This window comes from Mailhella massiliensis, from assembly GCF_900155525.1.
Taxonomy (GTDB): domain Bacteria; phylum Desulfobacterota; class Desulfovibrionia; order Desulfovibrionales; family Desulfovibrionaceae; genus Mailhella; species Mailhella massiliensis.
In genome coordinates, this window is the sequence record NZ_LT706952.1 from 1243316 (window position 1) to 1256866 (window position 13551).

At 61.5% G+C, this 13551-nt stretch carries 11 protein-coding genes; 5 read left to right on the plus strand and 6 right to left on the minus strand.

Going from position 1 to position 13551, the window contains the following annotated elements; translation table 11 throughout:
* Positions 1-60: 60 nt before the first annotated feature.
* On the plus strand, positions 61-2514 hold the full coding sequence (priA, locus tag CZ345_RS15915; RefSeq protein WP_077074031.1) for a replication restart helicase PriA: 2454 nt from the start codon (positions 61-63) through the stop codon (positions 2512-2514).
* A 195-nt stretch (positions 2515-2709) separates the two neighbouring features.
* Here priA and CZ345_RS15920 read toward each other — a convergent pair whose 3' ends face one another.
* From CZ345_RS15920 to CZ345_RS15940, 4 genes are all read right to left on the minus strand, one after another.
* A complete protein-coding gene (locus CZ345_RS15920; RefSeq protein WP_077074032.1) occupies positions 2710-3138 on the minus strand; it encodes a hypothetical protein in 429 nt (142 codons plus the stop codon).
* Between the two features lie 18 nt (positions 3139-3156).
* Positions 3157-4107, minus strand: a complete 951-nt coding sequence (locus tag CZ345_RS15925) for an aminotransferase class IV (protein WP_077074033.1) — start codon at positions 4105-4107, stop codon at positions 3157-3159.
* A 167-nt stretch (positions 4108-4274) separates the two neighbouring features.
* Positions 4275-4580: an integration host factor subunit alpha gene (locus tag CZ345_RS15935; protein WP_077074035.1), complete on the minus strand. Its 306-nt coding sequence runs from the start codon at positions 4578-4580 to the stop codon at positions 4275-4277.
* Positions 4581-4613: 33 nt separating this feature from the next.
* A complete protein-coding gene (locus CZ345_RS15940; protein ID WP_077074036.1) occupies positions 4614-5036 on the minus strand; it encodes an HIT family protein in 423 nt (140 codons plus the stop codon).
* A 107-nt stretch (positions 5037-5143) separates the two neighbouring features.
* On the opposite strand from CZ345_RS15940, the gene CZ345_RS15945 reads away from it, so the two are divergent.
* The 3 genes from CZ345_RS15945 to ggt all read left to right on the plus strand — a co-directional run bounded on the left by CZ345_RS15945 (position 5144) and on the right by ggt (position 10827).
* On the plus strand, positions 5144-6214 hold the full coding sequence (locus CZ345_RS15945) for an elongator complex protein 3 (RefSeq protein ID WP_077074037.1): 1071 nt from the start codon (positions 5144-5146) through the stop codon (positions 6212-6214).
* Between the two features lie 209 nt (positions 6215-6423).
* The gene (gene topA / locus CZ345_RS15950) at positions 6424-8736 is read left to right on the plus strand and encodes a type I DNA topoisomerase (RefSeq protein WP_077074038.1); all 2313 of its coding nucleotides are present in this window, start codon (positions 6424-6426) and stop codon (positions 8734-8736) included.
* 348 nt (positions 8737-9084) lie between these two features.
* The gene (gene ggt / locus CZ345_RS15955) at positions 9085-10827 is read left to right on the plus strand and encodes a gamma-glutamyltransferase (RefSeq protein ID WP_077074039.1); all 1743 of its coding nucleotides are present in this window, start codon (positions 9085-9087) and stop codon (positions 10825-10827) included.
* A 143-nt stretch (positions 10828-10970) separates the two neighbouring features.
* Here the strand turns inward: ggt and CZ345_RS15960 are convergent, their stop codons facing one another.
* Both CZ345_RS15960 and sfsA read right to left on the minus strand, forming a co-directional pair.
* Positions 10971-11432 (minus strand): hypothetical protein, encoded by a 462-nt coding sequence (locus CZ345_RS15960; RefSeq protein WP_077074040.1) that lies wholly within the window; start codon positions 11430-11432, stop codon positions 10971-10973.
* A gap of 80 nt (positions 11433-11512) precedes the next feature.
* Positions 11513-12292 (minus strand): DNA/RNA nuclease SfsA, encoded by a 780-nt coding sequence (gene sfsA, locus CZ345_RS15965; RefSeq protein WP_077074041.1) that lies wholly within the window; start codon positions 12290-12292, stop codon positions 11513-11515.
* Between the two features lie 89 nt (positions 12293-12381).
* On the opposite strand from sfsA, the gene CZ345_RS15970 reads away from it, so the two are divergent.
* A complete protein-coding gene (locus tag CZ345_RS15970) occupies positions 12382-13551 on the plus strand; it encodes a pyridoxal phosphate-dependent aminotransferase (RefSeq protein ID WP_077074042.1) in 1170 nt (389 codons plus the stop codon).

Sequence of the window (13551 nt, forward strand, 5' to 3'; positions counted from 1 at the left end):
GGCGGTGCCTGCGCCGCCTTTTTCCGCCGCGTCGCACGTTCTCAGGATAAGGACCAACGCATGATCTGCCACGTCGCCCTGTGCTCCCCCCCCTATGCCACGCTGAGCTATCTCACCCCGGAGGAATTTCCGGGCTTTTCCTGGCAGCCGGGCATACGCGTGGCCGTTCCGCTCGGAAACGGAGCCATACGCGCGGGAGTCATCGTCGCCGTCTTTTCCGAAGACGACGAAAACGCGGAACACGGCGTCTTCTCCGGGCAGCACGCCATGCCCCGGAAAGAAGGCATCACGCTGCGCCCCCTTACCTGGCCGCTGGAAAAAACGCCGCTTCTTCCCGCCGACTACATGGATACCGTGGCGCAGCTTGCCGCCCGCCAGTACTCCTCGCCGGGGCGCATTCTCGGCAATCTTCTGCCCCAGGGGCTGCGCATCACGGCGCGTATCCGCGTGCGCCAGTACCTGCCCGACCTGAACGGCAAGGGCCGCAGGCCGAGACTTTTCGCCCTGCGGGACATTCCTTCCATGCCGCAGGCCGAACGCGCATCGCTGGCGCAGGACTTCATGAACGGCCGGGCGGAACTTCTCATGCTGGCGGAAGACGCGGCGCAGGGCGAACTGTGCGCTCTTGCCTGCGATCCGCCCTGGCCCGTGCGGCCTCATGCGGCCAGACAGCGCGAAGTGCTGGACTGGCTGCTGAAGAACGGCGTCTGTTCCCGCAAAAAACTGCGCGAGGCCCTGCCGGACAGCGGCCCTGCGCTGACGAGTCTTGTCAAGAACAAGCTGGTGGAGCTGCGCCCCTGCGATACGGAGGAGGACGAAGCCGAACCCGGGGAAGACCTGCTTCCGCCGCCGGAGGCTCCCTTTACCCTCAGCGAGGAACAGCAGGCCGCGCTCGACGGCTACTGCAGGGAAATGGATGCGCTGGCGGAAGGGCAGGAGCGCCCCTCCCCTCACCTTCTTTTCGGCATCACGGGCAGCGGCAAGACCGCCGTGTATCTGGAACTTGCCCGGGCCTGCCTCGCGCGGGGACGCTCGGCCCTCATTCTCGCGCCGGAAGTGGCCATCGCCCTCAAGCTCAGGCGCGACGCCGCGGAGCGCTTTCCCGGCACGCCGCTGTTCTTCTATCACGGCTACCAGAGTCAGCAGCAGAGGGAACGCACCTTCCGCCGCCTTGCCGCACGCAAGGAGCCGTGCCTCATCATCGGCACGCGCTCGGCTCTTTTTCTGCCCATGCCTCCCCTCGGCGCGATCGTGCTGGATGAAGAGCACGACGGTTCCTTCAAGCAGGAAGACCGTCTGCCCTATCAGGCCAAGGAGGTGGCCTGGGAAAGAGCGCGCAGGCACAGGGCCCTGCTTATCCTGGGTTCCGCCACACCGGACATCAAAACCTTCCACGCCGCCATGGAAGGGGCCTTTCCTCTGGCAAGACTGACGCACCGCGCGGGAGGGGGGAGCCTTCCCGTCATAGAACTGGTGGACATCAGGGAACAGCCCTCTTCGCGCCTGCTGTCTCCGCGAGCCGTGGAGGCGCTGCGGGAAACGGTGCAGAAAGGGGAGCAGGCCGTCGTTCTGCTCAACCGCCGCGGCTATTCCCCCCTCATGTACTGCCTGGACTGCGGTACCGTGGCCAAATGCCCCCACTGCGACATCGCCCTCACCTACCATAAGAAGCGCGAACAACTGGTCTGCCATTACTGCGGCCATACCCGTCCCTACCCCTCGCCCTGTGAAAAATGCGGAGGCATGAACTTTCTGCCCATGGGAGAGGGAACGGAAAAACTGGAAGAAAGCCTGGCCGGCGAAGAACTGGCCGGCGCGCTCCCCCCCGGAGGACGCGTACTCCGGCTCGACCGCGACAGCACGGCAAGGCCCGGCCGCATGGAGGAAATCCTTTCCGCGTTTGCCAGGCAGGAGGCGCAGGTACTCGTGGGCACGCAGATGCTCTCCAAGGGGCATCACTTTCCCAACGTCACCCTTGCCGTGGTGGCCGACGGCGACATGGGGCTGAACATGCCCGACTACCGTTCGGCGGAACGCACCTTCCAGCTTCTGGTACAGTCCTCGGGACGCGCCGGGCGGGGCGAAAAGCCGGGACGCGTGCTCATCCAGACGCGGGACATTCATCATTACTGCTGGAAGTTCGTGGAAAACGGCGACTATGAAGGTTTTTACGAACACGAGATAGCCCTGCGCAGACAGCGGCGCTATCCCCCCTTCGTCAAGCTTGCCCTCATACGTCTTTCCTATCCCTGGGACTGGAACGAAGGCCAGAAATATGTGAACGCCTTCGCCTCCGCATTGAGAAAGCACGGCAGGGAGCTCGGGCTTACCGTACTCGGCCCGGCCCCCGCTCCGCTTGCCCGCATACAGGGCCGTTCGCGCTTCCAGTGCCTCATCAAGGCGGGCGCATGGCACGTCGTGCGGCAGGCCTACGCCCTGGCGCTCAGAGACATGGGGAACCTTCAGCACGACTTGCGCATCTCGCTGGACCTCGACCCGGTGAACATGCTCTGAAGTTTCCGGGCGGAAGGCGCTCCCGCTGCCGGCAACAGAAAGATTTCCCCAGAACGGCGGGGGACGCCCGTCTTCCCCCGGCCGTTCATGCCGGAATGGGGCCCCCTGCCCCGGACAATGCGCGCAGAAAAGGCCGGGCCTCCCGGCAGGGAGGCTCCGGCCCTTCAAAGGTCCGTCCGGGAACCTGAAACAGGGTTAGAACTTATACACATCCAGCGAAATGGCCGAAGAAGGTTCTCCGTCCTCGCCGGGGAACACGCGGGCGCGCACCTTGTCGCCCTTCTTCAGATCGGCGATGCCCTTCTTGGTTTCCCAAGTGAAGATGTCGGCGTACACGTTTTCAACAAGCGTGTTGTCCGTCACCTTGATGGTGGAAAACCCGCCTTCCTTGTCCTTGAGGGAGAAGGTGCCGTTCTTCATGTCCACGCTCTCCACCACGCCGCGTTCCACAAGGAACAGCGGGAAGGTGACCACGATTTCCTCACTGGGGGCCACGATCACGAAGGGAGTATCGGCCACGGTCTGCTTCGCCTTGGGAGCGGGAGCGTTGTCGGCGGCAAAGGCCAGCGCGGGAGCCAGGATGATACCACAGCAAAAACCGGTGAACAGAGTTTTGATGCGCATGAGTTCCTCACTTGTTGATCATTCGAGGAACGGCACGCCTCCGGTCACAAGAGCGTCATGCAGCAGATGGCGCAGCCTGTCCGCAATGGGACCGGGGCGGCCGTCGCCTACGGGCTTGCCGTTGTAGTGCGTGACCGCCACGCACTCGCATGTAGTACCAAGTACCAGAATCTCGGAAGCCTGTTCCAGTATTTCTTCCGTGATATCGGTGAGAACTACGCTCATGAACGCCTTTGCCAGATCCATGGCCAGAATGGCCGTGGTGCCGGGCAGCGCATGACGGAAGTTGGGAAGCAGCAGCCTTCCCTCCCTGTCCACCATGGCCACGTTGGCAATGGCCGCTTCGGCAAGGTATCCCCGCTCGTCGAAGGAGAAGGTGAGGTCCACGCCCTTTTCCCTGGCCTCCATGGCCATGAGGGCGTTGGCAAGATAGTTGGTGGATTTGATCTGCGCGAGCCACTCCTGCTTGGCGGGCACGTCGCTTTTCGCCGCGGTAAGCCCCTTGAGCCAGAAGGATTCCTGAAGGGGGGCGCCCTTGGTGGCCACGACGTACAGGCTTGTTTCCGGGCATTCGGCAGGGTCCACGCCGAGGCCGCCGCAGCCGCGCCCGAGCAGCACCTTGAGCCCGCCGGAAGCTTCGCCGCCGGCCTTCGCCACGGTGAGCATGATGTCCCGGAGCTGTTCCCACGAACAGGGGGGCGCAAGCTTCAGCCTTTCGGCGGAATGCCTCATGCGGGCAAGGTGCGCGTCAAGCTGCACTATGCGTCCTTCCAGAAAGGACAGACTTTCGAAAATGGCGTCGCCGCGGTGCACCATGTGGTCGTCCAGCGGCACCAGAAGGAACCTTGCATCCCTGCACACGGCTCCCATGCGGTGTTCATAGAACGCCGTGACCTTTGCCGCGCCGTGACGCGGCAGTTCCATAAGCTTTGCCGTCCAGGCGGCGGCATCAAGAACGGGAACGGACATGATCACCTCTCACATCTGGCCGCACGGCCAGGATTTTCCCCCGGAAAAAGCCGGAGGACGCGCCTTAGGCTATAACGCAAAAAAAACAGGGAGTACAGCGCGCCGCCCTTTTCCCGGACAAGAAAAAAGGCCCGCCGAAGCGGGCCCCTTCAAGCTGTATGCGGCGTTTATGCTTCTTCGCCGCCGTTGAGCTCCATGCGGAACTTGCGGGAGAGGCGGAACACCACGACCTTGCGCGGAGGCAGGGTGATGGATTCGTCGGTCTGGGGGTTGCGCCCCTTGCGGGCGTTCTTGTCGTAGGCTTCAAACTTGCCGAAACCACTGATCAGAAGCGCGTCGTCCTTCTTGATGGCCTGCTTCATCAGCAAAAGCAGATTTTCAACGATATTCTTTACTTCCGCACGGTTGCGGCCAAGATTCTTGTCGTTGTACACCGCTTCCACAATGTCTGCCTTGGTAAGAGCCTTATTCATATGTTCCTCCTGCCACTCCTTCCTGAAGACGGATTATTTTTCCAGGTACGAAGCCACCTTGGCGGCCATGTCCTGCATGGCTGCGGCGTCGGGATACTTCCCCTGCTCCCATACGCCGAGACCGTCCCCGTCGAAACGGGGAATAATATGCCAATGGATATGAAACATGGTCTGCCCGGCGGATAATCCGTTATTCTGCATGACGTTGAATCCCGAAGCGCCGGTAGCGCCCATCACGGCGGCGCCCACCTTCTTCAGAGCCGAAAACACCGCCGTCCCGAGTTCGCAGGGCACATGAAGCATATCCTTGTAATGCTCCTTGGGAATGACCAGCGTATGCCCGGGATGGACAGGAGAAAGATCCAGAAACGCCAGGACACTATCATCCTCATATACTTTCGCACAGGGAATTTCTCCCTTTGCAATGAGGCAGAAAATACATTTTTCTTCAGACATGACAGTACAGACCTCCAAAGACCTCCCGAGTTTTTAACACGGGGGATACCTTGCCATCCTAAACGCTAGCGATTAGAACATCAAGAGCTTTCTTCCGAGGCGAAAAAATGTCGACATTCTTTTTTACGCCCGCCGTTCACCATGGTCGGAGCGTCCGTTTCCATACAGGGGAAAGACAATACAGAGCCGGGCGCATATTTCCGGTTTTTCTGCCTTTTCTCGGCTGCCCCGGTCAATGCGTCTACTGCGCGCAGGACAAGCAGACCGGGCATGAAGTACCTTCCGGCACAAAGGAAATTCTTGCCGAAGCCCGTATTCTTCTGGAAAAAGCATCTCCCTGCACGGCACGGGAAGAGAGAGAACTCGCCTTTTACGGCGGGACCTTCACCGCTCTGCCGGAGTCGGAGCGTGCCCTCTGCCTTGAATTTCTGCAGAACATGCGTTCCTGCGGGCGCGTCACCCGTGCCCGCTGTTCCACCAGACCCGACGCGCTTTCCCCCGCCGTACTGAAGGAACTGCTTATTGCCGGCGTCGATCTTGTGGAACTCGGGATACAGAGCTTCGATGATGAAGCCCTCGCCCTTTCCCGCCGCGGCTACTCGGGAAGCGGGGCCGAGGCCGGATGCAGGGCCGTTGCCGGGGCCGGTCTCTCGCTCGGCATACAGCTTCTTCCCGGAATGCCGGGAAGCACGCCCGAGGTCTTTCTGGCCGACGTGGAAAAGGCGCTCTCTCTTTCTCCCGCCTGTCTGCGCTTCTATCCCTGCCTTGTGCCCGAGGGGACGGTGCTTGCCCGGTGGTACCGCGAGGGCAGCTACCGCCCCTGGAGCGTGGAAGATACCGTCCGTACTCTGGGAACGGCGCTGCACATGGCCTGGAAGGCGCGCGTGCCCGTCATTCGTCTGGCCGTGGCGCCGGAACCGGCCTTCGACAGGGCGCTTATTGCCGGCCCCCGTCACCCCGCCCTCGGAGCGCTCATCCAGGCCGAGTCCCTGCTTTCCGCCGCGAAGGAAGCCCGGGACGCGCTGGGCAGAGAACCGGAACGGCTGGTGCTTCCCCGTTTCTGTCAGGGATTTCTCTACGGCGACAGGGGAGCGCTGAAAAAGCGCTGGAGTATGCTCGGCCTGGGGCCTGAGCGCATCGTGTTCGACGCTCACGCCCATGAGGCGGAACTGTTCTGAAAAATCCGCCCCGGGAAAAACGCATAAGGGCGAGTCTCCCGCGTCGCCGTCATGTCCGCCCCGGAAAAACGGCCGCCGCACGGCGTTTTACCGGGGGGAATGACGCGAAACCGGCTCTTTTCTCCTTCCGGGGCTTGACGCTCCCCCCTTTTGACGTATGTTCCTTGAGGCGGGAAATTTCCCTCCAAATTCCTATCTGCGAGCGTTGTATGGGCAAGGATCTCATTATTGTGGAATCACCGGCCAAGGTGAAGACCATCAAGAAATTTCTGGGCGGCAAGTACATGGTGCAGGCCAGCGTGGGGCATATCCGCGACCTGCCCACAAAGGAAATAGGCGTGGATGAAGCCCACGACTTCGCCCCCCGTTATGAGATCATCAAAGGCAAGGAAAAGGTCGTGCACGACCTGCAGGAGGCCGCTTCCAAGGCCGATACCGTCTACCTCGCCCCCGACCCCGACCGCGAAGGGGAGGCCATTGCCTGGCACATCGCCGAAGTCATCAAAAACAAGGCGAAGAACATCAAGCGCATACAGTTCAACGAAATCACGGCCCGCGCCGTGAAGAACGCGCTCGACAATCCGCACGACATCAACCCCGACCTCTTCAACGCCCAGCAGGCCCGCCGCGTGCTCGACCGGCTCGTGGGCTACAAGATCTCCCCCCTTCTGTGGAAGACCGTGAAGCGGGGCATTTCCGCAGGCCGCGTGCAGTCGGTGGCGCTGCGCCTCATCGTGGAACGGGAAGAGGAACGGCTTGCCTTCGTCCCCGAGGAGTTCTGGACCTTCCGCGCCCTGCTTGCCGGGGCCACGCCCCCGCCCTTCAAGGCGGAACTTGTCAAGGTGGAAACGAACTTCGCCAGAACGCTGAAGCAGCTTTCCGGGGAAGACGGCGAGAGCAAGGCCGCCCGCAAGATACTCATCGCCAGCAAGGCCGCGGCCGACGCCATGGAACAGGCCATGGCCGGGCAGCCCTTCGTGGTGACGCAGGTGGAGGAAAAGGAACGTTCCCGCAGCCCTCTGCCCCCCTTCACCACCTCCACCCTGCAGCAGACGGCCAACCAGCGCATAGGCTTCACCTCCAAACGCACCATGAGTACGGCCCAGCGCCTTTACGAAGGCATCGAACTCGGCGAAAGAGGGACCACCGCCCTCATCACCTACATGCGTACCGACTCCGTGCGCATCGCCGACGAGGCGAAGAAAAGCGCAGCGGAATACATAGAATCGCGCTTCGGCAAGGACTACATGGCCCCGGGCGGCAAGGGCCGTTCCTTCAAGGGCAAGACCAGCGCGCAGGACGCCCACGAAGCCATACGCCCCGTGGACGTCGCCCTCACCCCTCAGGACGTGAAGGAATTTCTCTCTTCCGACCAGTACCGGCTCTATAGTCTCATCTGGTGCCGCTTCGTGGCCTCGCAGATGGCCGCCGCCACCTATCACGACACCTCCGTCACCCTTACCTGCGGCCCCGGACAGTGGAAGTCCAGGGGCGAAAGACTGCTCTTCCCGGGCTTTCTCGCCGTCATGCCCCGTTCCGTGGACGAAGAGGAAAGCGCGCTTCCGCCTCTTCGCGAAGGCGAAGTCGTCACCTTGCAGAAGCTGGACAAGGAACAGAAGTTCACCCAGCCTGCGCCGCGCTATACCGAAGCCTCGCTGGTTCGCGAGCTGGAAGAAAAAGGCATAGGCCGCCCCTCCACCTACGCCACCATCATTTCCACCATTCAGGACCGCGAATATGTGCGCCTGGAAGACAAGCACTTCATTCCCACGGATCTGGGCAATGTGGTCTGTTCCCAGTTGCGCGACCATTTCAAGAGACTCATGGACGTAGGCTTCACCGCCGAAATGGAAAACAATCTCGACAAGGTGGCCGACGGAGAACTGGGCTGGGTGGACCTCATGAAGGACTTTTCCAGGGACTTCACCCCCACGCTCGAAGCGGCAGCAAAGAACATGGCCCCCGTGAAGGGCGGTCTCACCACCGATGTGCCCTGCCCGGAATGCGGCAAGCCTCTGGTGGTGAAATTCGGCAAGAGCGGTGAATTCCTGGCCTGCACGGGCTACCCCGAATGCCGCTACACCACCAACTTCACCCGCGACGAAAAAGGCCGCATCATTCCGCAGGAAAGGCAGAAGGAAGAACACAAAAAGGTGGGCACCTGTCCCAAGTGCGGCGGCGACGTCATTCTCAAGCAGGCCCGCACGGGAAGCCGCTTTTTAAGCTGTGCCAACTACCCCAAATGCGACTACGCCGCGCCCTTCTCCACGGGCGTGGCCTGCCCCAGGTGCGGCAAGGGAATGCTGGTGGAAAAAAGCTCCCGCAAGGGCAAGCTCTTCTATTCCTGCGACCAGTACCCTCAGTGCGACTATGCCGTATGGGACTGGCCCGTGGCCGAGGCCTGCCCGGAATGCGGATCGCCCATTCTCGTCATCAAAAGCACCCGGGCGAAAGGCAGACACATCGCCTGTCCGAATCCCAAGTGCCGCTATACGCGGGAGCTTGATGAGGAGCAGGCCTGATTCCGGCCCTTCCCTTTTTCAGGATGCCTTCGGGCATCCTTTTTTGTGCCGCGCGCCCGGCCGCCTCGCTCCACGGACCGGGTGCTTTTAAATCCTTTCCCGGTTCCGTACCGGCGGTACATGTCCGCACCGCCTCTTCCAGTACGAAAAAACGCGCGTGCCTCAGGCCTTTTCCAGAAAAAAGCATCAACGCCCTTCCCCCCGGCAGCACGAAAACGTGCCGACAGCCGGCGCATGAATTATTTATCTTACTGACATATCAAAGAAAATCATCACGGCATGTTCCTTGCACAGGGGCAGGAAAACAGATGGACAAAGTTCCATAAACCCTTACCCTGAGGAGCAGGCATGCCACCTTTTTTCACGCGGGCCGCTGCCGGAGCGCTGACGCTCTGCGCCGCGCTTCTCTGCCCCGCCGACGGAGCCCTTGCCGTGTCTTCTTCCTACTGTGCCACCCCCTCCATGAGCGCCAATCCTCTGGCCGTCAACGGCATGGTGACCAGCCCCCATCATCTGGCCACGCAGGCCGGACTGGACATCCTGCGCCGCGGCGGCAATGCCGTAGACGCCGCCGTCGCCGTCGCCGTCACCTTGGCCGTGGTCTATCCGCAGATGTGTACGCCGGGCGGAGATAATTTCTGGCTCATCTACGACGCCGGGGCAGGCAGGCTTCTGGGCCTGAACGCCAGCGGCCGCTCGGGCGAGAATGCCACCATCGACTTCTATACCTCGCGGGGCTTCCCAAAGATTCCTTCCCGGGGCTATCTCGCGGCCAACACCGTCCCCGGCGCAGTCTCCGGCTGGGACGAGGCCTACCGTTTCAGCCGCTCCGCCCTGCACACGCCCATGGCATGGAAGGATCTCTTCGCCTCCGCCATCGGCTACGCCGAAAACGGCGTTCCCGTATCGACCTCCCTTGCCCGCTGGAGCGCCATCAACGCCGATGTCCAGGATTCCACATTCCGCAACCTTCAGCGCTTCCCGGAATTTGCAAAAGTCTTCATGAAAAACGGCGCGCCCCTTGCCGAAGGCGACATGTTCCGTCAGCCCGACCTTGCGCGCACGCTGAAAACCATCGCGGAAAAAGGCGCGGCGGAATTCTACACGGGTTCCATAGCCCGAAAGATCACCGCCGACATGGAAAAGCACGGCGGCCTGCTCACCATGAAGGACTTCGCCTCGCACAAGGTCGACTGGGTGGAACCCGTCAGCGTCGAGTACCGGGGGCTTACGGCCTGCAACCTGCCGCCCAGCACACAGGGCATGGCTTCGCTGGAAATTCTGAACATTCTTAATAATTTCAATATAAAAGATATGGGCGAGAGCAGCGCGGACTACTACCACGCCATCATTGAGGCCACCAAGGAGGCCTTCCTCGACCGCGACCGCTATCTCTCCGACCCCGACTTCGTTTCCATTCCCCTGAAGGAACTGCTCTCCAGGGAACACGGCAGGGCCCAGGCCGCCCGCATACGCATGGACAGGGCTGCGACGTCGAAAAAGCCGCTCGATCCCAAAGGCGATACCGTATGGCTGGGCGTGGTGGACAAGGACGGCAACGCCGTTTCCCTCATCCAGAGCATCTATCACGACTTCGGCTCCGGCATCGTGGCCGAAGGCACCGGCGTACTGCTTCAGAACAGGGGCAGCTTCTTCTCGCTCGACCCGGCGCACGTCAACAGCCTCATGCCCAAAAAGCGCACCATGCACACCCTGAATCCGGCCATGCTCCTGAAAAACGGCAGGCCCCTGCTCGTGTACGGTACCATGGGCGGCGAAGGTCAGCCCCAGACGCAGGCCGCCGTCGTCACGCGCGTGGTGGACTTCGGCATGACGCCGCAGGAGGCCGTCACCGCCCCGCGCTGGCTCTACGGCCGCACCTGGGGCGCGGAATCCAACGATGTGAAGCTGGAAGGCCGTATTCCTCCCTCCGTGACGCAGGAACTGGCAAAGCGCGGGCACCCCGTGAACGTGGTGGAAGACTATACCGATACCATGGGCCATGCCGGGGCCATTCTCATTCATCAGGATACGGGAATTCTTCAGGGAGCAGCCGACCCGAGAAGCGACGGACTCGCCGCCGGATACTGATCCGGCCGCATCTAACGACAGCAGGGGCCGGGAAGACGCATGTTGCGTCTTCCCGGCCCTTTTTCCGTCATACCGGCACGGAAGAAACAGCGTCTCGTTCTCCCTCACGGGACGCCGGCCCGCCCTTCATGCCGTAAAAGATTCTAAAGCGACACGCTGTTTTCCCGCTTCGGCGCGGGAGAACGACGGGGCATCACCTCCTCAAGGGATTCCCCCAGACCGCGCATGGCGTCGTCCATCTTGCGGCCGAGTTTCTCTCCCAGTTCCGCAGCGCTGTCCCGGGCGTCGTCCCATGCACGGGACACCCTGCTCTTCGTATCCTGCCGCGTCAGCCGCTCAAAAACCCGCAGACCGAGATCGTTCAGCTTCCCGTCGAGTTTCTGCATACGTTCCCGCGTGACTTTTCCGTCCACAAAGGCCTCGCGCAAAAGAGGAAGCACCTTTTCCTCATAGTCTCCGGCGGAATAAAGCTCCCTCAGAGACAGAAGCCCTCCGTATTCTCCGGCGCTTATCTCCTCATCCTTCTGAAGAAAAGAACCGTACCGGTCGACGCCGAAGAAAAGACAGGCCGCCGCCAGCAGAACAATCAGGACATTTTTAACCATACCGTACCTCCGGGTACATACCGCGCCTGTCCGAAACCTGCCGCGAGGCCGGAAAAGCCGCAGCCGGGCGGCGCGGGTTTTCATCCTCTTTTTTCAGAAATTTCCACACACGGCAAGCCGTCCCCTGTTCCCGGCGCCGCATTGTCCCTGTATTCCAGCACGCCCCCGTAGTGAATGCCGTCCTCACGGATATGGACGACCACGGGGTACACCTCCACGCCGCAGCGCACGGATTCTCTCAGCGCTTCGGCATACGCAGGGTCCACATAGTCGGCGGCGGAAAAGCAGGCGCCGTCCGGCCGCTGTATGATGTAGAGCATGGCCGCGCGCGCCCCGGATGCACAAATATCCCTCAGCGTATGCAGATGCTTTGCCCCGCGCGCGGTCACGGCATCGGGAAAGGCGGCCGCGCCGTCCTCAACCAGAGTGACGTTCTTGCATTCCACCCAGAGATCAGGCAGCCCCTCCCCGTGGAGCACGCCGTCCAGACGGCTTTCTCCGTACACGGCCTCACGCCTGAGTAAGGTATAGCCCGACGCCCAGGGAAGAAGGCCCGCCTCGAACAGGGCGGAAAGCAGCCGGTTGGGCGCGGAAGTATTCACTCCCACCCAGAAAAAGCCCTCCCTTCCCGGAAGCCCCAGAGCCTCCACCGTCCATGCCAGCTTGCGGGCAGGATTGGCGGCCGGAGAAAGCAGTACCGGAGCGCCGGGACGCAAAAGCCCCAGCATGGTTCCGGTATTGTTGGTATGGGCGGCCACCTCGCGTCCGTCCAGTTCCACAAAAACGAAAAATCGCTTTTCCCGGCGCAGCAGACGCCCGACCCGGCAGGTGCCGGGATATCGCAACAGCGGTTCACTCATCAATTTACAGACCTTTGCGAAGCTGATAAAGATTTAACCATCTTGGGAAACCTTGTGCGCCTTTCACCGCCAACAGGAAGAACATATCCATGAACTTTGCCGAGAGAATGAAAAAGATCAAGCCCTCCGCCACCCTTGCAGTCAATGCCAAGGCCTTGGAACTCAAAGCCAAAGGCATACAGGTCACCAGCCTGGCCGTGGGCGAGCCCGATGCTCCTACCCCGCTTCATATCTGCGAGGCAGCCAAGAAGGCCATAGACGAGAATTTCACCAAGTACACGCCCGTCCCCGGCATTATGGAAATCCGGCAGGGCGTCTGCCATTATTTCCAGCGTCAGTACCATGTGACCGCACGGCCGGAAAACGTCATTCTCACCACCGGCGGCAAGCAGTCGCTCGCCAACACGCTGTTCGTCATGCTCAACGACGGCGACGACGTGCTGCTTCCCTGCCCGTACTGGACAAGCTACCCCGACCTCATCCGTCTTGCGGGCGGCAACCCCGTGCTTGTGCGCGCCGACTCCTCCAGGGGCTTCCGCATCGACGTTTCCGATCTGGAAAAGGCCGTTACGCCCAAAACGCGCATGATGATACTCAACACGCCCTCCAATCCCACGGGCGTGGCCTATACGCAGGCGGAAGTGGACGCCATGGTGACGTGGTGTTTCGAGCGCGGCATCTTCGTGCTGGCCGATGAAATCTACGATCAGCTCGTGTACGACGGCGCCCCGGTGAGCGCTTCCGGCTGGTGGGAAAAATATCCTGAAAAGATCGCCATCCTCAACGGGCTCTCCAAGGCCTTTTCCATGCCCGGCTGGCGCGTGGGCTATACCCTGGGGCATGAAGAACTCATCAGGGAATGTTCCAAACTTCAGGGCCAGATGACCTCGCACATGTGCTCCATCGCGCAGAAGGCCGGCGTGGCCGCTCTGGACGGTTCCTACGACTGCGTGGAAGAAATGCGCCTCTCCTTCCTCCGCCGCCGCGACATGGCCATGGCCGAAATCGCCACCTGGCCCGGCGTGGTCTGCGCAAAGCCCGGCGGAGCCTTCTACCTCTTCCCCGACGTGAGCGCCCTCTTTACCAAAGACATGCCCGACGGTTCCGCCGTATGCACCTACCTGCTGGAAAAGGCCCGTGTGGCCTGCGTGCCCGGCGAAGCCTTCGGCGACAAGAACTGCATCCGCCTTTCCTATGCCGTTTCCGATGATGTCCTCATGGATGCGCTGCATCGCATGAAGGAAGCCCTTTACCACTAA